We start from the raw sequence: 19,864 nt of genomic DNA on the forward strand, positions 1-19,864 counted from the left end.
TTCCGGGCGGTCCTCGAGCGGCGGAAAGATAAACGTGACACGAAGTCGCGCGTACTCTTGTTATCGGGACGCGTGTCCGGGTAACGTGGGTCACGTCGTTAGCAGCTCAACGTAGAACTCAACGGTGAAGGAGCGATCGTCATGACCGCCGTTCAGGATGAGAAGTCCACTGGATACGTCCGCCAGGGCAAGCAGGCCTACCTCGACACGCTTCGTACGCTGTCCGAGGCCTCGGTGGAGGTGCACTTCGACCCGTTCAAGGACATCGACTGGGACTCCGACGAGCTCGCTGTGTTGCCCGATGACGAGCGTTGGATCCTCAACGACGCCGACGAGATCGGTGCCCACCCGTGGTACAAGGCGCTGCCCAAGCAGCGCCAGATCGAGATCGGGATGTACCGCTGGGCCCAGGTCGCCAAGGTCGGCCTGCAGTTCGAGCAGCTGCTCATCGGCGGCGTCATGAACCACCTGGTCTGGTCGAAGAACAACAACCCGGAGTTCCGCTACGCGACTCACGAGGTGACCGAGGAGACCCACCACACCCAGATGTTCCAGGAGTTCGTCAACCGGGTGAACCCGGACGTGGCGGGCGCGCCGACCTACTTCAAGGTCCTGGTGCCCTTGATGGCCTCGGCGGGCGCGTTCTTCCCGGAGGCGTTCTTCACCGGCATCCTCGCCGGGGAGGAGCCGATCGACCACCTGCAGAAGGGCGCGATGCGCTCCGGCGGCAGCCACCCTGCGGCCAACCGGATCATGCAGATCCACATCGCCGAGGAGGCCCGCCACATCGGCTTCGCCCACCAGTACCTCGAGCAGCACGTGCCCGAGCTCGGCCGGGTGAAGAAGACCCTGCTGGCCTACATCTTCCCGATCATCATGCGCCTGCTCTGCGACGTGATCATGGTCCCGAGCAAGCAGGCCCGCCACGACATGGGCATCCCGGGCGAGGTCGCACGCGAGATCTGGTGGAAGTCGGAGGAGTCCGAGAAGCTGCTGCGTGACCTCTTCGGTGACGTACGCCTCCTGGCCGACAACCTCGGCATCCGCAAGGGCCCGGCCAAGCTGCTGTGGAGGATGACCGGCATCGACGGCCGCGCCTCGCGCTTCCGCGCCGAGCCGCGCGCGGCGTCCTACTGATCCCCTGAGTCCGACGCCCTAGAACGGTAGTCACAAAGTGCCTCATGTCGTCACTCAGTCGTGCTGTGCGGACGCCTCGTGCGTGGTCGCCTGCCCGGTCAACTGCATCCATCCCGCCCCGGGCGAGCCCGGCTTCGGCGAGGCCGAGATGCTCTACGTCGACGCCAAGAGCTGCGTCGACTGCGGAGCCTGCGTCACGGCCTGCCCGGCCGACGCGATCGTCCCGCACACGACCCTGACGGCCGCGCAGACGCCGTTCCTGGCGATCAACGCGGAGTACTTCGAGGTCTTCCCGCACAAGGACCGCACCCCGCTCGCCCTGGTCCACCCCCAGCGTCGGCTGACCCGCACCGGACCATTCCGGGTCGCGGTGGTCGGCGCCGGGCCGGCGGGGATGTACGCAGCCGACGAGTTGCTCAAGCACCCCGAGATCTCCGTCGACGTCTTCGACCGGCTGCCGACGCCGTACGGTCTGGTCCGGGCCGGCGTCGCGCCCGACCACCAGAACACCAAGCAGGTCGAGAAGCTCTTCGCGCAGATCGAGTCGCAGCCCGGGTTCCGCTACTTCCTGGGCGTCGAGGTCGGCAAGGACGTCTCCCACGCCGAGCTGACCGCCCGTTACCACGCGGTCGTCTACACCGTCGGCGCGGCGAGCGACCGCGCTCTCGGGATCGAGGGCGACGACCTGCCCGGATCGCTGAGCGCGACCGACTTCGTCGGCTGGTACAACGGCCACCCGGACAAGCAGGACCTGCCCGTCCACCTCGACCCGGAGTCCCTCCCGTCAGGGCGGGTCGTCCTGGTCGGCAACGGCAACGTGGCGCTCGACTGCGCCCGGATCCTCGCCGAGGACCCGGAGCGGCTGGCCGGCACCGACATCGCCGAGGGACCGCTGGCGGTCCTGCGCGACAGCGCGGTGAAGGAGGTCGTCGTCCTCGGGCGCAGGGGGCCCGGGGAGGCGGCCTTCACCGTCCCCGAGCTGGTCGGGCTGATGGGTCACACCGGTGTCAACGTCGTGGTCGACACCGGTGACCTCCCGCTCGAGGAGGCGCTCGCCGGGGGCGACACCACCACCCGGCTGCTGCGCGAGCTCGCCGGCCGCGAGGTGCGTCCGGAGCTGCGTACGATCGTTCTTCGCTTCCTCAGCTCGCCGGTGCGCGTGCTGGGCGAGGACCGGGTCACCGGGGTCGAGGTCGGCCGCAACCGCCTCCAGCGCGGCGAGAACGGCGTCGTCCGAGCGGTTCCCACCGGCGAGACCGAGGTCCTCGAGACCGGGATGCTGCTGCGCGCGGTCGGCTACAAGGGGCTGCCCGTGGCCGACCTTCCCTACGACGCCGCGACCGGCACCGTGCCCAACGAGCGCGGCCGGGTGCTCCCGGGCGTCTATGTCGCGGGCTGGGTCAAGCGTGGTCCCAACGGGTTCATCGGCACCAACAAGTCCGACGCCGAGGAGACGGTCGAGCAGGTGCTCGACGACCTCGACACGGACCGCATCCCTGCTCCGGTCGGTGACGCCGGCGAGATCACCGCGGTCGTACGCAGCCGCCAGCCCGGCATGGTCGACCTGGCCGGCTGGCAGGCGATCGACCGCGAGGAGAAGCGACGTGGCGCCGAGTCCGGGCGTCCGCGGGTGAAGATCACCGATGTCGAAGAGATGCGGGGCATCGCCGCGAAGTCGCGGAAACCCCGATACTCTCTTGGGCGTCGCAAGGAGCGCTGAGACGCTCTCGACAAACGTCACGGGAGCAGGGGGAGAAGCGGGTGGCCGGGGAGAAGCGCGATGGTCGGCAGGACCGGTGGAGCAAGCACAACGAGCAGCGCCGCCAGCAGATCATCGATGCCGCCATCGCGGTGATCGAGGCCGGTGAGCCCGGCGCCGACGTTCAGGTGCAGCAGATCGCGGTTCGCGCCGGGCTGTCCCGCACGGTCATCTACCGCCACTTCGAGGACCGCGCCGACCTCGACCGGGCCGTGCAGCAGGCGATCCTCGACGGGCTCTGGTCCGACCTGATGCCCGGGATCACCCTCGACGGCACCGTGCCGGAGATCATCGAGCGGATCATCGGCACCTACGTCCGCTGGGCCCGGGCCCATCCGGCGCTCCACCTCGCCGCCGACCACGACATCGACGGCGGCGACGACGGCCCCTTCCAGCAGGGGATGGAGCAGCTCGCCGGCCGGATCTCGGCGATCGTCGGCACCGCCGTCCTCGCTCTCGGGGGCAACCCCACCGAGGAGGAGGCCGAGGCCCTCGACCCGCTGATCTACGGCCTGGTCGGCGCGGTCTTCGGTGCCGTACGCCGCTGGCTGACCCGCACCGGCGAGCGCCTGCCGGCCGAGACGCTGGAGCGGCTCACCGCCCAGTCCATCTGGTTCGTCATCGACGGCCACGCCCGCGGTTTCGGCATCGAGCTCGACCCCGAACTTCCTCTGGAAGAACTCCTGTCCAAGGACATCCTCGCGGTATAACCTCCCGGTATCACCCGGCCACTTGGCCGTTCATTCCAGGAGAAGACCATGCCCCACATGCGCAGACTCTCGATCGCCGTCACCGCCGGCCTGGCGGCCACCGCCGGGTTCGCCGTCCCGCTGAGCCCGGTGACCGCGGCTCCGGGCAGCGGCTCCTCCGAGGGCACTGCCCGCGTGTTCATGGTGAACCCGGTCCAGTCCAGCAACGACCAGGGCCTGACCGACCAGAAGGATGCCGCCAGCGCCGTCCCGGACAGCGCCTACGCCCAGGTGCCGCTCACCCACCTGGACGGCTCGGGCTACCTCCGCGGCGACTACGCCGTCGTCGAGTCGAGCACCGGCACGCCGGCGTACTCCACGACCAACAGCTACTCCTACGACCGCCACCAGGACCAGTTCGAGCAGGTCATGGGCTACTTCTGGGTCACCCGGGCGCAGACCTACCTGCACACCCTCGGCTTCGGCGAGACGCTGCCGGGCGTCCTGAACCAGCCTTTCTCGGTCAAGATCAACCAGTACGGCGGCGACAACTCCTACCAGACCGACAAGCCCTACCGGATCCGGCTGGGCAAGGGCGGTGTCGACGACGCCGAGGACGCCGAGGTGATCGTCCACGAGTACGGCCACGCCGTCCACGCCAGCCAGGTGCCCGGCTACGGCAGCAGCCTCGACGCCGGCGCGATCGGGGAGTCGTTCGGCGACTACCTCGCCGTGACCGTCGGGCTCGACGCCGCCTCGGAGTACGGCTGGCCGGTCGCCGCCGACCCCTCCTGCCCGATGGACTGGGACGCGACCTCCTACACCGCCGCCCCGCACTGCATCCGCAGCTTCCACCTCGGCCTGACCCTCGAGGACCGCCGCAACCAGGTGCACTACGACGGCCAGATCTGGAGCCAGGCGCTGTGGGAGATCCGGGAGGGCTACCAGGCCCTCGGCCTCTCCACCCGCGACTGGGACACGACCCTGATCTACTCCCAGTTCTCCTACGCCCCGGACACCAGCTTCCAGGCCGCGGCCGCCGAGACGTACGCCGCGGCGGCGGCTCGCGACGGCCAGGTCGCCGCCGACCTTGTCCGCGACCGGTTCGCCGCCCGGGGGATCACCTTCTGATCCTCACCCGCGCGGTCCAACCAGCGCCTTGGACCGCGCGGGTGAGGGCATCGCGCGCTCGCCGATACGCCACCGCAGCACGAGAGCGGCGGCTTCGGCGGCGACTGCTGGGCTCATCTTGGACACGCCGGCGGTGCGCTCGGTGAAGGTGATCGGATGCTCGACGACGCGCAGGCCGAGTCGTTCGCAGCGCCAGGTGTTCTCGATCTGGAAGCCGTAGCCGTTGGAGGTCGTCCGAAGGACTCCGGCGTCGATGAGCGCCTCGGTGCGCCAGGCGCGGAAACCCGCGGTGGCGTCACGCGTGGACAGCCCGAGCATGCGACGCGCGTAGGCGTTGGCGCACCAGGACAGGACGCGCCGACGGAGCGGCCAGTTCACGGTGGCGCCCCCGCGGACGTACCGGGACCCGAGCACGACGTCGTGGGTGCCTAGCAGCGCGAGCATGGCCGGGATCTCGGCGGCGGGATGGGAGCCGTCCGCGTCCATCTGCACGACCGCGTCGTAGTCCCCGGCGAGCGCGGCTGAGGAACCGGCCCGGTACGCCGACCCGAGTCCTTCCTTGGAGGTGCGGACGAGCACGGAGAGCCAGTCTCCGAATCCCTCGTGGGCACGGACCACGTCTGCGGTGCCGTCGGGGCTGTTGTCGTCGATGATCAGGACGTCGAGAGCCGAGCTCTCGACCACGGGCCGGAGAGCGGAGAGCGTCGAGAGCAGGCCCGCGAGCGTGGCGGCCTCGTTGTAGGTCGGGATGAGGATCAGGCAGCGCATGTTCCGCACCGTAGGTCGGGGTGGATGAAAGCAGGATTAAGCCGACCCGTCGGGCTGCACCGAGGCAGTGGGCAGCAGCACGGTGACCGTCATCTCCGGCCCGTGAGCACACGCGATCGGCGTGGGCGAGCCGTGCGTGGTGTGCCGGCCGCCGTGACACAGCCTCAGCTCGCCGCCGGCCCGGGTGACCAGGGTGCTGACCAACGACAGTCCCAGCCCTGAACCGGGCCGCGAGCGCGCCTCCTCGGCCCGGGCGAAGCGCTGGGTCGCCGTGCTCAGCAGTCCGGCAGGCATCCCGGGTCCGGCGTCGGCGACCAGCAGGCGAGCCCACCCGATGGCGGGCTCGTCGACGCACACCTGGACGGGCGCGGCACCGTGGGCGACCGCGTTGTCGAGGAGGTTGGTGACCACCCGCTCCAGCTCGAAGTCGGCCATCGGGACCGGAACCGGCCCTTCGGGGACCGCGACGGTGAGAGCGGTGGCATGGTCGGGATCGGCGAGACGCCGCTGGTTGACCGTACGCGTCGTGACGGTCACCAGGTCGCCGCGGCCGGCATGGTGGCTGCCCTCGGCACGGCCGAGCTGCAGCAGCTGCTCCGAGAGCGTGGCGAGCCGGTCCAGGTCGACGGTGAGCTCGGAGAGGATGCGCTCGTGCTCGACCGCGCTGCGCGGTCGCCGCAGGGCGAGCTGGATGCGGCTGGTCAGCAGCGTGATCGGGGTACGCAGCTCGTGGCTGGCTTCGGTCACGAACTGCCGCTCGCGGTCGAGCGCGGCCTCGAGGCTGGTGAGCATGTCGTTGAAGGTGTCGCCGAGGCGCGTGATCTCGTCATCGCGCTGGGGCGGCACGTCCAGCCGGAGGCTGGTGTTGCCGGCGGTGATCGCGGCGGCCTGGCGCCGGTAGCGCTCGACCGGGCGCAGGGCGGCGCGGGCCAGCCGGTCGCCGACCAGCGCGGTGACGCACAGGGCGCCGATCCCGGCCAGACTGAGCTGGACGAGAAGCTCACGCAGCGCCTCGTCGCGGTGGTCGCGCCGCACCCCGACCAGCAGATAGAGCCGGGGGGAGGCCGAGAGCCGGACCACCTGGAGGCGGTAGGGCTTGGCGGCGACCGGCAGGAAGCGGCCGATGTTGAAGGTGCGTGGGGTCGTGGTGACCCGGTCGATCCGGGACGGGGCCAGCAGGGGAGTGTTGCCTGCGGCTCCGCCGCGGTCGATGACGGTGCCGTCCGCACTCAGCACCTGCCAGGGGACACCGGTGGCGTCGGCGGCGGACCGGCTGCCCACACGGCCGTCGGGTCCGACCAGGGGCTCGAGCGCGTGACGGGCCTGGGTGAGCTCGGTGTCGAGTCCACGGTCGAGCGCGTAGTCGACGCGCCAGTAGACGAAGATCCCGGCCGCGACCAGGACGACCAGGCTCGCGACGGAGAAGCCGGCGACGAGGCGTACGCGCAGCGGCAGCCGGGAGACGCGTGCCCTCAGGGCGCTCATCGTGTCGCCGGCGTGGTCTCGAGCCGGTAGCCGGCTCCGCGCAGGGTGGTGATCGTGTCGGTGCCGAACGGCTTGTCGATCTTGCCGCGGATCGCGGCGACGTGGACGTCGATGACGTTGCTGCGCAGGTCGGTCTCGCCGTCCCAGACTTCGTCGAGGATCCGCAGCCGCGTGACCACCTGGCCGGCGTGCGAGGCCAGCAGGTAGAGGATGTCGAACTCGCGGGTCGACACGGTGATCTCGACACCGCCGCGAGTCACCCGGCGGGCCCCGGGATCCACCACCAGGTCGCCGACCTGCGCGGGTGCCTCGCCGCTGAACCCGCCACGCCGGTAGAGCGCGCGCAGGCGGGCCAGGAGCTCGTCGAGATCGAAGGGCTTGGGCAGGTAGTCATCGGCGCCGGCGTCGAGGCCGTCGATGCGGTCGCGTACGTCGCCGCGGGCGGTGAGCATCAGGATCGGTGTGGCCAGCCCGAGGTCCCGCAGTCGCCGGGCGACGGTGACGCCGTCCGTCCCGGGCAGCATCCAGTCGAGGAGCGCGACGTCGAAGCCGGCGTCGCTGAGGAGGCGGTCGTAGGCATCCCGGCCGTTGTGGACCACCTCGACCTGCCAGCCGGCCTCGGCCAGTGACTGCTCGAGCAGGCCGGCGAGGCGTACGTCGTCCTCGGCGACCAGGATCCTCATCGCCTCGTCCCCCTGCTCGTTCCCTCGGCACTCCGGCGCTGCCAGACGTGCCAGTTGTCGTAGCTCACCCGTTCAACGTAGTGCCGCACGAGGTACTGCTGCGCGTTGTCGGCCTCCAGCCCCCACGTGTCGAGGCTGCCTCCGTCGACGACGACCCACCGCGGGGCCGACGGTCCGGCGAGCACGCCGCGCAGCCGGACGAGGTCGGGGTCGCGGACCCGGACGGGCAGGCTCCACAGGTAGTCGTACGGGCTGCTCAGGCCGCTCGCGGCGACGATCTCGGCGTGCCCGAACCCGACCACGACGCCGTCCTCGGAGTTGTGCGAGTGCTCGCGCAGGTAGGTGGAGACCTGCGCCTCGGGGGAGGGTGGGATCGGGGCGGCGACCCGATAGGTCCACATGGTGAGGGTGGCCGCGACGGTGTAGGCCACGGCCCGTGTCAGTGCACGCCCCGACCGCGGCGGAGCGGCGGCCACCAGCAGCACCAGGCCGGGAACGATGCCGGTCAGGTAGTGCAGCCAGTAGCTGCCTCCCGCGGCGACACCGACCAGCTCCCAGGCCGTCAGGGCGAGTACAGGCCAGGCAAGCGGGGTCGTCCGCCTGAGGATCGCCGCAGCCGCGACGACGAGAACGACGCCCGCGCCGGTACAGACGGCCGCCGCGGCGAGTTCTGCCCCGCGTACGAGGGTCGCGCCGGAGGCGGAGGCGTCGATCACCTCGGAGGCCTGACCGCGGAAGAGCACGACGGCTTCCCACAACCCGGTGACCGAGGTGCCGTGCGCCCAGGCTCCGGCAAGCGCCACGCCGAGGACGGTGATCGCGCCACCGGCGAATGCGGGGATGCGCCAGCCGAGCCGAGCCATCCGTCCGTGCGAGACCACGACGAGGACGGTCGCGAACACGAAGACGTCGACGACGTTCTGCTTGACCAGCGCCGCGGCCATGCCGGCGGCGCCGGCACTGACGGCGAGCCCGGCCGTACGCCATCCCCATGCCCCTCGTAGCGCCGCGATCAGGCACACCAGACCGCCCAGGACGAACGGCACCGCGAGCAGTTCGCCGTCGACCTCCGGCGTCCCGAACAACGGGCTGGACAGCAGCGCCGCGGCCAGCACGGCGGTCAGCACGACACGCGTACGGCGGCCGCGGCCCGCAGGCGCGACGAGCGTGGCCAGGACGCCGGTCAGTCCCACCGTCAACCCGCTGGCCACGGTGCCGAGTACCTTGAGGCCGGGCGCCACGAAGCCGGCCGTCGTCGCACCGCTCGAGCCGAGGTGTCCCGCCATGGCGAAGAGCCAGATCAGCAGCGGCGGCCGGTCGACCCAGAAGTCGCCGTACAGCGAGTGTCCCGGGCCCCACTGCTGCGCGAGCAGCATGAACCCGCTCTCGTCCGCGGTCAGCGGCCTGTCGAGAAACGGCAACCATGCGGCCATCGCCACCAGCGTCGCGAACACGACTCCGGCTGCCGCCCACCGTCGGGTTCGTCGGGTCCGCGTAGACGGCACGGTCGCCGGTGGCGCGGACGCCGGAGCACTGACGGGGAGGGTCACACCAGCACGCTAGGGAGCGGTGCATGAAGCCTGCATGAAGGCCTGATGCCGGGGGATCACGGTCTTCACCCTGTCTTCATCCGGCGGGAGCCATCCTCGCCGCCATGACGACTCAGACCATGCCCATCGCGACGGCGCCGCTGCTAGAGCTCACCCCGGGGACACCTCGGGTCGCGGTGATCACCGGCAGCTACGGCGCGGGCCACAACTCCGCCGCCCGCGAGATCGCTCGTGTCCTGACGGCCGCCGGCTGTGAAGTCGAGACCCACGACATCGTGACCCTGCTGCCCTGGCGGCTCGGCCCGATCCTGCGCGCCGTCTACTACGCGCAGCTGCGCCGCAGCCCCCGCTCGTGGGGCAGTACGCTGCGGCTGCTCGAACCGGGTCGACTGGCCTACCGGCTGGTGACCTGGCTGCTCGGGTGTGTCGCTGCCGGCACCGTCGAGGCGACGCGAGAGTGCGACCTCGTGGTCACCACCCATCCCTTCGGAGCGCAGGTGCTCGGACACGCCCGCCTGACCGGCGCGCTCGAGGTGCCGGTGGCCACCTACCTCACCGACGCGTCCGTTCACGCGCTGTGGATCCATCAAGGGGTCGACCTCAACCTCGCCATCCATGAGATCGCCGCGGCCGAGGGGCGAGCATGGGGCGGACGTACGGAGGCGGTGCGGCCGCTCATCCCGGAGCGTCCGCCGGCGTCGGCAGCTCTCTGTGGCGAACCGTGCCCCGGCGATATCGAGGGCCCCTGGTCCTGGTGACCGGCGGTTCCCTGGGCATGGGACAGCTGGAGGCCACCGCCCGTGACCTCCTCGCCCACACCGGGATGACGCCGGTGGTCCTGTGCGGGACCGACGCCCGGCTGCGACGACGCCTGAGCCGGATCCCGGGTGTGGTCGCGCTCGGCTGGCGCGACGACATCCCGGACCTGATGGCTGCCTGCGACTGCATCGTGCAGAACGCGGGCGGATTCACCTCGTTGGAGGCGCTGGCCTCCGGTACGCCCGTGGTCACCTACCGGCCGCTGCCCGGCCACGGTGTCGCGAACTCGGTCAACCTCGAGGCGGCGGGGCTGATCCCCTGGGCGCGTACGCCGGAGGAGCTGTCGGTGGTGCTGGCCGGCGCCCGCCTCGGCGAACGTCGAAGCCGCCTTCCGCAGGACGCCCCGGAGGTCGTCGACCTGCTGCTGGGGCGCGTGTCCGCGAGCGTGGCGGCATGAGCCCCCTCACGGCGGTCGGTGTGGGCGCCGCCATCGCCACGGCCGGGCCCGCGCTCACCGCGGTCGGTCCGCTGCGCCGCCGGTGCAACCCGAGGCTGTCGGGGGTCAGCAGCCGAGAGCACATCGCGCTCACCTTCGACGACGGTCCGGACCCGGCCAGCACCCCGGCCTTCCTCGATCTCCTCGCCGAGCACGAGCGGCATGCGACCTTCTTCGTGCTCGGCGAGCAGGCGGTCGCCCACCCTGGCCTGATCCGGCGGATCCGGCAGGAAGGACACGAGCTGGCCATCCACGGCTGGACCCACCGCTGCACGCTGGCAGCGCCACCTACCCGGCTCGTACGCGACCTCCGCGATGCGCGCGATGCTCTCGAGGACATCTGTGGAACCGTCCTCACCTGGTTCCGGCCGCCGTACGGCGTGCTCAGCGGAGAGGCTCTTCTCGCGTGCCGCGCCCTCGACCTGAGACCCGTGCTGTGGACGGCCTGGGGGCGGGAGTGGGAGCGCGACGCCTCGCCGGCCACGGTCGTCGCCACCGTCCTGCGTACGCTGCGACCTGGTGGGACGATCCTGCTCCACGACACCGATCGCCATGCGCCGCACGGCGACTGGCGGCGTACGTTGGAGGCGACCGAGCAGCTCCTGGCCGGCCCGCTGGCCTCGGCGAACCTCGGCCCTCTCGGTGACCACTGGCGTGACGGCCCCTGCGAGGATGGGTCCATGTGAGGCAGACATCATCACCCGAGGAGACGCCCGCGCTCGGGCCCCAGCCCTGGACCCCCTGGCGAACGGTCTTCGCCTTCGGCCTCGTCAGCCTCTGCGCCGACATGGTCTACGAGGGCATGCGGGCGATGGCAGGACCCTTTCTGGGCAGTCTCGGAGGCTCCGCGCTGACCGTCGGCCTGATCACCGGCGCCGGCGAGGGCATCGCGCTCGTGCTCCGGCTGGGGACCGGGGTGTGGGCCGACCGCAGCCACAACCACTGGCGGCTGACGGTGATCGGCTACGCCATGACCGCCGTCTGCGTCCCGTTGCTGGCGGTCACCCCGTTCATCGGCAGTGCTGGGCTCGCCGTCGCGGCAGCACTGATCCTGCTCGAGCGCACCGGAAAGGCCGTGCGAAGTCCGGCGAAGTCGGCTCTGCTCGCGCGGATGGCCGCCTCCACCGGCCGTGGCAAGGGCTTCGCCATCCACAAGGCGCTCGACCAGGTCGGCGCCTTCTCCGGACCGCTCCTGCTCGCCGGCGTCGCCGCCGTGACCGGGCTGATCTGGCCGGGCTTCGCCCTGCTTGCCGTCCCTGGTGCGCTCTCGCTCCTGCTGCTGGCCCAGCTGCGCCGCCGGGCGCCGATCGTGACCGAGCCGGAGGCCGAACCGGCCGATGGCGCCGAACCCGCCGCCCCGGCGGCGAGCGCGCTCGTCGCGCTCGGCAGAGCGGTGACGGGCAGTGACCTGCCGCGTACGTTCCAGCTCTTCTCCCTGGCCGCCGCGCTGATGACCGCCGGGCTGATGACGTTCGGCGTCATCTCCTTCCGAATGGTCGACGACGGTCTCCTCCTCGCGGCCGCCGTCCCCCTCGTCTACGCGCTCGCGATGGCGGTCGAGGCCGTCGCGGCGCTCGGCACCGGGCACCTCTTCGACCGCCGGGGCAGCCGCATACTCCTGATCGTTCCGGTCCTCGTCGCGCTGGTGCCGATGTGTGTCTTCGCGTCCCAGCTCTGGCTGGTGCTGGCCGGCGTCGTGGTGTGGGGCGTGGCCTACGGTATCCAGGACTCGACGGTCAAGGCGTACGTCGCCGACCTCGTCCCGGCGCCTCGCCGGGCCACGGCCTACGGGGTCTTCGCCGCTGTCCAGGGTCTCGGCGCGCTCGCCGGCGGCGGCCTGGCCGGTGCGCTGGTCACCGGCCACGTCCCGGTCCTGGCCGGGGTGATCGGCGGGCTGCAGGTCGCCGCCTTCGCGCTGCTCCTTCACGTCACCCGTCGCCGGACCAGCCCGGTCTAGGTGTATCCGGCCATCAGGTTGGTAGCAGGCGGCTGATCGGTGGTTTTCCTCCGAGTGCGCTGTGGCGGCGTTCAGTGTTGTAGTGCTGGATCCAGGGTGCAAGGGCGGCGGCTCGGGCGTCGTTGCTGGTGAAGGCCTGGCGGTAGGCCCACTCGGTTTGCAGGGTGCGGTTGAGGCGTTCGACCTTGCCGTTCTGCCAGGGGCAGTGGGGGCGGATGAACTTGTGTTTGGCGCCGAGTGCCGTGATGGCGTCGGCGACGTCGCGGGATCGTCGGTAGCTGAGGTGGTTGTCGGTGATGACCCGTTCGATCCGGCCGATCCCGTGTTCGGCGAAGTAGGCGGCTGCTCGGATCAGGAACGCTGCGCAGGTGGGGCCCTTCTCATCGGGAAGGATCTCGGAGTAGGCCAGCCGGGAGTGGTCATCGACTAGTGAGTGGATGTAGTCGTAGCCGTTGCCCCGGCCGCGGACCTCTTCGCTGCGGCCGTGGGCGCGCCAGCCGCCACCGTTGGGGATCTTGCCGAGTTTCTTGACGTCCATGTGGACCAGCTCGCCCGGCTTGTCACGTTCGTAACGCCTGCTGGTTGCTTGTGAGGCGCGGATGACCTTGCCGGTGATCGGGTCGCACTGGGCCAGGTAGGGCACCTGATTGCGGCGCAGGATCCGCGACACCGTGCGGGGTGGGATGCCGAGCTCAGGTCCGATCCAGTCCTGCCCGCGACGCTGGCGACGGCGTAGCTCCAGCACCTGCTGCTCGACCTCGTGGCTGGTCCGAGTCGGGCTGGTACGGGGACGCGAGGACCTGGTTTGAAGGCCCCGATCGCCTTCGGTGGCGTAGCGGTCGATCCAGGTCTTCACGCACTTGCGTGAGACACCCATCGCGGCAGCGATGTGGGCCTGTTTCCAGCCTGCCTGATGACGCTGGACGATGAGTCGCCGACCATGAACGGTCAGCCGGGCACTACCGTGGAACACGAGAACCTCCGGGTGGAAGTGGGCCTTAGACAAGCCACATCCCAACCGGAGGTTCTCCTTGGTTCAACCAGGCACGCCGCTACCAACGTCCTGGCCGAATACATCTAGGCCTCGCGCAGGTAGGCGAGGACGGCGGAGACGCGTCGGTCCGTGGTGGGGTCGAGCCGGAGCTTGGCGAAGATGTTGCCGACGTGCTTGCGTACGGCGGCCTCGGAGACGAAGAGCGCGGTGGCGATGCTGCCGTTGGTGCGGCCCTCGGCCATCAGCGCCAGCACCTCTCGCTCGCGCTCCGAGAGCACGTCGAGCGGACCGTCGGGCTGGTGCCGGTTGAGGAGGCCGCGTACGACCTGGGGGTCGACGACCGTCTCGCCGCCGGCCACCCTGTCCAGGCTGTCGAGGAAGTCCCGGACGTGGCCGACCCGGTCCTTGAGCAGGTAGCCGATGCCGCCGCCACCTGTGGTGTCGAGGAGCTCGGCGAGGTAGGCGTCGGCGACATAGGCCGAGAGCACCAGGACGGCCAGGTCGCGGTGCCGCCGCCGCAGCTCGGCGGCGGCACGCAGCCCCTCGTCGGTGTGGGTCGGCGGCATCCGGATGTCGGTGATGACCACGTCGGGCCGGGTGTGGTCGGTGAAGGCGAGCAGGGCGTCCGCGTCGCCGACCGCGGCGATGACCTCGTGGCCTGCTCGCTCGAGGATGGCGAGGAGGCCCTCCCGCAACAGCGCGGCGTCCTCGGCCAGGACGATCCTCAGGGGAGCACGGTCGGGCACGTCATCCTCACTTCCGTCGGTCCGCCCGGTGGGCTGGTGACCTCCAGGTGGCCGTCCAGAGCGGCCAGACGCGTGGCCAGACCGGCGAGACCGCCCCCGGGACGCACGGTGGCGCCGCCGGCCCCATCATCGCGTACGCCGACCTCCAGCCGGCCACTGGTGACCTGCCCCCGCACGCTGGCCGAGCGGGCCCCGGCATGGCGGACCGCGTTGGTGAGCGCCTCGGCGACCACGAAGTACGCCGCGGCCTCCACCGGCGCCGGCAGCCGGCCGCCCACCTGCAGGTCGACCGAGACCGGCAGCCCGGCGGCGTCGGCCAGCTCGCGGACGGCAGCGGTGAGCCCGTGATCGACCAGCACCCGCGGGTGGATCCCGCGGACGGTGGCCCGCAGCTCGGCCAGCGCGGTCTCGGCCTGGGTGTGAGCCTGCCGGACGAGGTCGAGCCCGGCACCCTCGGGCACCTCCAGCTCGGCCAGGCCGAGGGTCATGGTCAGCGCGACCAGCCGCTGCTGCGCGCCGTCGTGGAGGTCGCGCTCGATCCTGCTGCGTTCGGTCTCGAAGGCGTCGACGAGGTCCACACGGGACCGGCGCAGATCGGCGACGGCCGCGGCCATCCGGGTCTGGGCCGGTTCGAGGAGGAGCCGCGCCAGGCTGGCCTGGGCGGCGGCGAGGAGGGTGGCGGCGTACAGCCCGGCGATCAGCAGCACCAGCCCCGGGGCCACGGCGATCCAGGCCTCGGTGGGTGTGGTGAGCTGCCAGGGTCCGAAGGCGACGGGACCGTCGAGCTGGACCAGGACCGGAGCGAGTACGAGCACACCTGGGATGGTGATGATCAGGTTGAGCATGACGGCGTCGACCAGCCACATGACCGTGGCGAACAGCACGGTGTAGCCGACCTCGGGTCCGGAGACGCGCAGCCGGCGCAGTGCCCGGAGGCGGTCGCTCCAGGCGATCGGCGGAGGCTCGGCCGATCCCGGACGGGCCCCGGGCAGGACCAGCCGGAGGCGTACCCGCTCCACGTCGGCGACGAGCGCCGCCAGCAGCGGGATCCCGGCGAGGACCAGCACACCGACGAGGAGGACCAGGGTGAGCAGCCCGACGCCGACCAGCACGAACAGCAGGAACGCGACGACGAGACCGATCAGAGCGCCGGAGGCCAGGTAGGCCAGGGCGCGCCAGGGCCAGCTGGAGGCGAGCAGTCGCCAGGGGGAGGAGCGCAGCGCGGCCCAGACGTCGGGTGGAGGTCTCATCACCCTCGAGCCTAGGCACTCACGACCCCGCGGTGGGGTAGCGCACGCGCTACCTCGCCGTGGCGTCTGCGCCCGGGTGCGCGCCGCGTACGAGGCGTTTGCTGGAAACCATGACCGCCACCATCCCGGACGCCGTCCACGCGCCCCGGCCGCCCGGCCCGCCCGCCGTCGTGCTCGACGACGTCACCCGCACCTATCGCTCCCGCTCCGGCAAGGTCGACGCCCTGCGGGGCGTGAGCCATGCCTTCGCCTCCGGGACGTTCACCGCGATCATGGGTCCGTCGGGATCGGGCAAGTCCACGCTGATGCAGATCGCCGCCGGCCTCGACCGGCCCACCAGGGGCAGCGTCCGGGTCGCCGGCACCGCCCTGGCCGGCCTGAACCGGACGACGCTGACGAAGCTGCGCCGACAGATGATGGGCTTCGTGTTCCAGCAGTACAACCTGCTCGACGCTCTCACCGCGTACGACAACGTCGCCCTTCCCGCCCGCCTCGCCGGGCGGCGCCCGGATCGCGCTCAGGTGATCGGGGCGCTCGATCAGGTCGGCCTGCACGGGCTCGCCCGGCGGCGGCCGCCGGAGCTCTCCGGCGGCCAGCAGCAGCGCGTCGCCATCGCGCGTGCGCTGCACGCCCGGCCGGCGGTGCTCTTCGCCGACGAGCCCACCGGTGCGCTGGACCGGCACGCCGGGCGCGACGTGCTCGAGTTGCTGCGGAACCTCGTCGACGCTCCGGTGACCCACGGGCCGGCGCAGACGGTCGTGATGGTCACCCACGACCCGCTCGCCGCCTCGTACGCCGACAGTGTGCTGTTCCTGGCCGACGGCCGGGTCGTGGGGCAGATGGAGCGCAGCGACCCGGCCCGGATCGGCGCCCGCATGGCCGAGCTGGAGCCCGTGCGATGAGCGAGCGTCAGCGAGCGACCGTTGGCCCGATGAGCCCCGTCGCGATGGTCGCGCACAGCCTGAAGAGCCTGCGCCAGTCCTGGCCTCCGTACGCCGGGGCCGCCGTCGCCCTCGCCGGCGGCATCGCCCTGATCACCCTCGCCACCAACATGCTGGGAGCGCTCGGCACCGCCACCGACGGGCTGGACCCGCAGACCCGGACGCAGATCGACGACCTCGGGTCGTTGTTCGGGATCATGGCCGGCATCTCGCTCTTCCTGGCGCTCTTCGTGGTCTCCTCGACCTTCGGGTTCGTGGTGGCCACCCGGCGCCGCGAGCTCGGCCTGCTCCGCCTGCTCGGCGCCACCCCGCGCCAGGTGCGGACCCTGCTGCTCGGAGAGGCGCTCGCCGTTGCGGCTGTGGGCACGGTCGCGGGCTGCCTGCTCGGCACCGCAGTGACGGTGCCGGTGCTGCGCATCCTGCACCAGGCCGGGGTCACTCCGGTCCTGCTCGCGATGCCGAGCCAGGGCACCGGATGGGCGATCGCCGCCTCCTGCGGTGTCGGCGTCGCCCTGGTCGGGGCCTGGCGCGCGGGCGCCCGGGCGGGACGTACGCAGCCGGTCGAGGCGCTCCGCGACGCGGTCCTCGAGCGGCGACGGCCGACGGTGGTCCAGGGGCTGGTCGCGCTCACCGCGGCCGGCGCACTGGTCGCGACCGCCGTGCTCGCTCCCGAGATGCCGCTGCTGTTCGCCCTGCTCGTGGGCATGTTCCTGCCCATCGTCGCCGTGATCGGGGCCAACGCGGTGGGCGGCCTGCTCTACACCGAGCTCGCGGCGTACGCCGGTGCCACGGTGGCGCGACGCGACCCGGCGGCGCACCTGGCCCGCGACCTCGCCCGCACCAGCAGCCGGATGACCGCCGCGGTGGCGGCGCCGGTGGTGGCCATCATGGCGGTGGCCGGCTCGATGGTGCTCGCGGTCGGTGCGACCGCCGACTGGAGCGAGGGTGCCGACCGGGCCGCCCTCAGGTCGGAGCTGGTCGTCGAGCAGGCCGAGCGCCCCGAGCGGATCCAGGACGTGCCCGGGGTGGGTGTGAGCGACGTACGCCGCACTGCGCAGGTCGGGTTGGGGGGCGGTCCTGAGGACGTCGAGGTCGTCGATGTCTCCAGCGCTGCCGCGACGCGCAGCCTGCAGGCGACGCAGGGGAGTCTCGCCGACCTGCACGGCCGGGCGATGGCGGTCACCGCCTCCTACGTCACCGATCTCGGCGGCCGGATCGGCCAGACCCGCCGGATGCGCATCGACGGCCGGACCGTCGAGGTGCGACTGGTCGCGGTCGTCCCCGACGCCCCGAACCTGTGGAGCGACATCATCGTGCCCGACGACCTGCCACGCATCGACAGGGTCGCCCGCGACACCGGAACGGTCTTCGTGCGCACCGACGCCGGCGCGGACGTCGCCGGGACCGCACGGTCGATCCGGGAGACGGGGGCCGAGGTGAGCACAGGCGAGGAGTGGGTCGGAGCGGTCTCGGCGGAGGCGCGCGAGATGAACACGGTCGTGCTGTGGGTGATGCTCGGCCCGGCCGGGGTCTACGCCGCGATCGCGGCCGTCAACGCGGTCCTGATCGGGGCGAGCCAGCGCCGCCGCCAGACCGCCACCGCCCGGCTCGTCGGCGCCACCTCGGCGCAGGTGCGCCGGACCGCGCTCTGGGAGACGGTGTTCACCGGCGCCGGCGCTCTGCTGGTCGGCGGCGCGGTCACCGGGTTCACCGGCTGGCTGATGCGGCAGGCGGTCGTACGCGACGTGCCCGAGGCGCCGCTGACGTTCCCCTGGCAGGCACTGTCCGGGATCACGGCGGCCTGCCTGGTCGTGCTGCTCGCCGCAGCCGTCGCCGGGGCGTACGCGCTGCGGGGCGGGGAAGCGCCCGACTGAGCCTGTCCTGAATGGGCCTGTGAGGGGTTAAGTAGTGTTTGCCGCGTGACAGAGATGGACGGCGTACTCACCCAGGACGGCATCGGCGAGGGCGACGGTCTGGAGCGGCTGTGGACGCCCTACCGGATGGCCTACATCCGCGGCGAGAACAAGCCCACCGACCCCTCGGAGACGGAGTGCCCGTTCTGCCGGGTGCCGACGCTCGAGGACGCCGAGGGCCTGGTCGTACACCGCGGCGAGACCTGCTTCGTGGTGCTCAACCTCTATCCGTACGCCCCGGGCCACATGATGGTCTGCCCCTACCGCCACATCGCCGGCTACGTCGAGACCACCGACAAGGAGGCCGCCGAGATGGCGGTGCTGACCAAGCAGGCCGTACGCACCCTCGCCGGCGTCTCGCGGGCCGAGGGCTTCAACATCGGGATGAACCAGGGCACCGCGGGCGGCGCCGGCATCGCCGCCCACCTGCACCAGCACATCGTGCCCCGCTGGGTCGGCGACCAGAACTTCATGCCGATCATCGGCCGCACCAAGACCCTGCCGCAGCTGCTGACCGACACCCGCGACCTGCTCGCGAAGGCGTGGGCCTAGCCGGCTCGAGACCAACACAGTCGCCTCCGCGTGCCGGTCTCGCCCACGCCAGCACCGTTCCGCACGGCGTGACCATCGCTGATCTCTCGCAGACCGTAGGCGTCACCGGCCTGGCAACGTGGTTGCAGTCGCCGACCCACCACGTCGGGATGGGCCAGCGACCGGTCCATAGGATCGGGCTTCTACTCGAGAGACCCGATCAGGTTGGCCGCACGTCTAGCGGCCTCATCGATGCTGGCTTGGTCGGCCAGACAACTTCGCAGGCAGGCGGCCGCGATGATGGCCTCGATGGTCGGAGTGATCGGGTGCCCCTCAGAGCGCATCCCGATCACGACCTCGACCTGTTGCAACAGCAATCTGCTGATGAGGCTGCTGTCTGGGGTCATCGCCACCTCTGGTCGTGAGGCGGCCACCTCTGAGCCGAGTCGTGAGTACGCGGCCCGCAGCTCCTCCCGCGCGGTCCCGAATGGTTCGAAGACGTCCTTGCGCTGGACTTCTGGCAGTCCAGGCAGCACCCCGGCGTTGCGTGGGGCATCGGCGAGCGTGCGAACGTCGAGCACGACCAGCAGATACAACAGGACCTCGGGTCCGGCGTCGGTCTCGGTGCCGAGGACCTCGATCTTCTCGATCTTGTCGAGGGTGGGCCGGACAGAGCGCTGGAGCAGCTCGGCGAGCATCTCGTCCTTCCCAGAGGGAAAATGGTAGTAGATCGAGGCTTGCCGAATCCCGACCGCGTCGGCGATGTCCCGCGTCGAGGTCGCTGCGATACCGCGGTCCACGAACAGGCTGGCCGCGATGTCGAGGATCTCCTCACGCGGCTCCGTCCATGCCCGCCGCTCACGGGCGGTCTGTGGCAGCACGCGCGGGCGTCCTGCCCGGCGAGTAACGTGGTCACCGCGCTGGGCACGCGATCGATCATGCTCCCTCATCGCGGGCCGCCGTCCGAGTCGAGACTGCGGAGACCATCGAGAACCGCAACCAGGAGGTCCGGGCGAGGCGGTGACGTCACCGGACGGTCAGGGGCGGGCCAGAAAGAGGCGCCGACGGTGCGTGT

19 protein-coding genes are annotated in these 19,864 nt (G+C 71.4%); 11 read left to right on the forward strand and 8 right to left on the reverse strand.

Annotated features, from left to right (window positions below):
* The first annotated feature begins 141 nt into the window (after positions 1 to 141).
* Genes OH802_RS16950 through OH802_RS16965 form a run of 4 tightly spaced genes read left to right on the forward strand, consistent with a single transcriptional unit; the run spans position 142 to position 4,716 of the window.
* Complete coding sequence (locus OH802_RS16950; protein ID WP_406020322.1) at positions 142 to 1,137, forward strand: diiron oxygenase; 996 nt, start codon at positions 142 to 144, stop codon at positions 1,135 to 1,137.
* Between the two features lie 37 nt (positions 1,138 to 1,174).
* The gene (locus OH802_RS16955; protein WP_406020324.1) at positions 1,175 to 2,857 is read left to right on the forward strand and encodes an FAD-dependent oxidoreductase; all 1,683 of its coding nucleotides are present in this window, start codon (positions 1,175 to 1,177) and stop codon (positions 2,855 to 2,857) included.
* 41 nt (positions 2,858 to 2,898) lie between these two features.
* Positions 2,899 to 3,606, forward strand: a complete 708-nt coding sequence (locus OH802_RS16960) for a TetR/AcrR family transcriptional regulator (RefSeq protein ID WP_406020326.1) — start codon at positions 2,899 to 2,901, stop codon at positions 3,604 to 3,606.
* Between the two features lie 57 nt (positions 3,607 to 3,663).
* The gene (locus tag OH802_RS16965) at positions 3,664 to 4,716 is read left to right on the forward strand and encodes a M36 family metallopeptidase (RefSeq protein ID WP_406020328.1); all 1,053 of its coding nucleotides are present in this window, start codon (positions 3,664 to 3,666) and stop codon (positions 4,714 to 4,716) included.
* A 3-nt stretch (positions 4,717 to 4,719) separates the two neighbouring features.
* Here OH802_RS16965 and OH802_RS16970 read toward each other — a convergent pair whose 3' ends face one another.
* Genes OH802_RS16970 through OH802_RS16985 form a run of 4 tightly spaced genes read right to left on the reverse strand, consistent with a single transcriptional unit; the run spans position 4,720 to position 9,085 of the window.
* Positions 4,720 to 5,484, reverse strand: coding sequence for a polyprenol monophosphomannose synthase (locus tag OH802_RS16970; RefSeq protein WP_406020330.1), 765 nt, complete (start codon positions 5,482 to 5,484; stop codon positions 4,720 to 4,722).
* A 36-nt stretch (positions 5,485 to 5,520) separates the two neighbouring features.
* Positions 5,521 to 6,969 (reverse strand): sensor histidine kinase, encoded by a 1,449-nt coding sequence (locus OH802_RS16975; RefSeq protein WP_406020332.1) that lies wholly within the window; start codon positions 6,967 to 6,969, stop codon positions 5,521 to 5,523.
* Positions 6,966 to 7,652 (reverse strand): response regulator transcription factor, encoded by a 687-nt coding sequence (locus OH802_RS16980; protein ID WP_406020334.1) that lies wholly within the window; start codon positions 7,650 to 7,652, stop codon positions 6,966 to 6,968. Before OH802_RS16980 ends, OH802_RS16975 begins: the two co-directional genes overlap by 4 nt.
* The gene (locus OH802_RS16985) at positions 7,649 to 9,085 is read right to left on the reverse strand and encodes a hypothetical protein (protein ID WP_406020336.1); all 1,437 of its coding nucleotides are present in this window, start codon (positions 9,083 to 9,085) and stop codon (positions 7,649 to 7,651) included. Before OH802_RS16985 ends, OH802_RS16980 begins: the two co-directional genes overlap by 4 nt.
* Before the next feature lie 221 nt (positions 9,086 to 9,306).
* Here OH802_RS16985 and OH802_RS16990 point away from each other — a divergent pair, with 221 nt between their 5' ends.
* Genes OH802_RS16990 through OH802_RS17005 form a run of 4 tightly spaced genes read left to right on the forward strand, consistent with a single transcriptional unit; the run spans position 9,307 to position 12,414 of the window.
* The gene (locus tag OH802_RS16990) at positions 9,307 to 9,960 is read left to right on the forward strand and encodes an MGDG synthase family glycosyltransferase (RefSeq protein WP_406020338.1); all 654 of its coding nucleotides are present in this window, start codon (positions 9,307 to 9,309) and stop codon (positions 9,958 to 9,960) included.
* Positions 9,961 to 9,977: 17 nt separating this feature from the next.
* A complete protein-coding gene (locus OH802_RS16995; protein ID WP_406020340.1) occupies positions 9,978 to 10,418 on the forward strand; it encodes a glycosyltransferase in 441 nt (146 codons plus the stop codon).
* Positions 10,415 to 11,143, forward strand: coding sequence for a polysaccharide deacetylase family protein (locus OH802_RS17000; protein WP_406020341.1), 729 nt, complete (start codon positions 10,415 to 10,417; stop codon positions 11,141 to 11,143). Before OH802_RS16995 ends, OH802_RS17000 begins: the two co-directional genes overlap by 4 nt.
* Positions 11,140 to 12,414 (forward strand): MFS transporter, encoded by a 1,275-nt coding sequence (locus tag OH802_RS17005; RefSeq protein ID WP_406020343.1) that lies wholly within the window; start codon positions 11,140 to 11,142, stop codon positions 12,412 to 12,414. The genes OH802_RS17000 and OH802_RS17005 overlap by 4 nt, the downstream gene beginning before the upstream one ends.
* Before the next feature lie 13 nt (positions 12,415 to 12,427).
* On the opposite strand, the gene OH802_RS17010 is transcribed toward OH802_RS17005, so the two are convergent.
* The 3 genes from OH802_RS17010 to OH802_RS17020 all read right to left on the reverse strand — a co-directional run bounded on the left by OH802_RS17010 (position 12,428) and on the right by OH802_RS17020 (position 15,404).
* Positions 12,428 to 13,387 carry an IS481 family transposase gene (locus tag OH802_RS17010; protein WP_406020345.1) on the reverse strand — a complete coding sequence of 320 codons (960 nt, stop codon included), beginning with the start codon at positions 13,385 to 13,387 and terminating at the stop codon, positions 12,428 to 12,430.
* 104 nt (positions 13,388 to 13,491) lie between these two features.
* Positions 13,492 to 14,154 carry a response regulator transcription factor gene (locus tag OH802_RS17015; RefSeq protein WP_045552031.1) on the reverse strand — a complete coding sequence of 221 codons (663 nt, stop codon included), beginning with the start codon at positions 14,152 to 14,154 and terminating at the stop codon, positions 13,492 to 13,494.
* Entirely contained in the window at positions 14,133 to 15,404 is a 1,272-nt protein-coding gene (locus tag OH802_RS17020; protein WP_406020348.1) for a sensor histidine kinase, read from the reverse strand. Before OH802_RS17020 ends, OH802_RS17015 begins: the two co-directional genes overlap by 22 nt.
* Positions 15,405 to 15,514: 110 nt before the next feature.
* Between OH802_RS17020 and OH802_RS17025 the strand changes: the two genes are divergently transcribed.
* The 3 genes from OH802_RS17025 to OH802_RS17035 are packed head-to-tail and all read left to right on the forward strand — an operon-like array spanning position 15,515 to position 18,810.
* Entirely contained in the window at positions 15,515 to 16,306 is a 792-nt protein-coding gene (locus OH802_RS17025) for an ABC transporter ATP-binding protein (RefSeq protein ID WP_406020350.1), read from the forward strand.
* A gap of 29 nt (positions 16,307 to 16,335) precedes the next feature.
* Positions 16,336 to 18,219 (forward strand): FtsX-like permease family protein, encoded by a 1,884-nt coding sequence (locus OH802_RS17030; RefSeq protein WP_406020352.1) that lies wholly within the window; start codon positions 16,336 to 16,338, stop codon positions 18,217 to 18,219.
* A gap of 54 nt (positions 18,220 to 18,273) precedes the next feature.
* Positions 18,274 to 18,810 carry an HIT family protein gene (locus tag OH802_RS17035; protein WP_406029331.1) on the forward strand — a complete coding sequence of 179 codons (537 nt, stop codon included), beginning with the start codon at positions 18,274 to 18,276 and terminating at the stop codon, positions 18,808 to 18,810.
* Between the two features lie 182 nt (positions 18,811 to 18,992).
* Here the strand turns inward: OH802_RS17035 and OH802_RS17040 are convergent, their stop codons facing one another.
* The gene (locus OH802_RS17040) at positions 18,993 to 19,670 is read right to left on the reverse strand and encodes a TetR/AcrR family transcriptional regulator (RefSeq protein WP_406020354.1); all 678 of its coding nucleotides are present in this window, start codon (positions 19,668 to 19,670) and stop codon (positions 18,993 to 18,995) included.
* Positions 19,671 to 19,864: the final 194 nt, after the last annotated feature.

Source organism: Nocardioides sp. NBC_00850, from assembly GCF_045207335.1.
Lineage (GTDB): Bacteria > Actinomycetota > Actinomycetes > Propionibacteriales > Nocardioidaceae > Nocardioides.

Coding starts and splice junctions, on each gene's coding strand:
- OH802_RS17035 (WP_406029331.1), top strand. CDS start 18,274: ATGGACGGCGTACTCACCCAGGACGGCATCGGCGAGGGCGACGGTCTG.
- OH802_RS16985 (WP_406020336.1), bottom strand. CDS start 9,085: ATGGCCGCATGGTTGCCGTTTCTCGACAGGCCGCTGACCGCGGACGAG.
- OH802_RS16995 (WP_406020340.1), top strand. CDS start 9,978: ATGGGACAGCTGGAGGCCACCGCCCGTGACCTCCTCGCCCACACCGGG.
- OH802_RS17030 (WP_406020352.1), top strand. CDS start 16,336: ATGAGCCCCGTCGCGATGGTCGCGCACAGCCTGAAGAGCCTGCGCCAG.
- OH802_RS16970 (WP_406020330.1), bottom strand. CDS start 5,484: ATGCGCTGCCTGATCCTCATCCCGACCTACAACGAGGCCGCCACGCTC.
- OH802_RS16980 (WP_406020334.1), bottom strand. CDS start 7,652: ATGAGGATCCTGGTCGCCGAGGACGACGTACGCCTCGCCGGCCTGCTC.
- OH802_RS17025 (WP_406020350.1), top strand. CDS start 15,515: ATGACCGCCACCATCCCGGACGCCGTCCACGCGCCCCGGCCGCCCGGC.
- OH802_RS16965 (WP_406020328.1), top strand. CDS start 3,664: ATGCGCAGACTCTCGATCGCCGTCACCGCCGGCCTGGCGGCCACCGCC.
- OH802_RS16950 (WP_406020322.1), top strand. CDS start 142: ATGACCGCCGTTCAGGATGAGAAGTCCACTGGATACGTCCGCCAGGGC.
- OH802_RS17000 (WP_406020341.1), top strand. CDS start 10,415: ATGAGCCCCCTCACGGCGGTCGGTGTGGGCGCCGCCATCGCCACGGCC.
- OH802_RS17020 (WP_406020348.1), bottom strand. CDS start 15,404: ATGAGACCTCCACCCGACGTCTGGGCCGCGCTGCGCTCCTCCCCCTGG.
- OH802_RS16975 (WP_406020332.1), bottom strand. CDS start 6,969: ATGAGCGCCCTGAGGGCACGCGTCTCCCGGCTGCCGCTGCGCGTACGC.
- OH802_RS16990 (WP_406020338.1), top strand. CDS start 9,307: ATGACGACTCAGACCATGCCCATCGCGACGGCGCCGCTGCTAGAGCTC.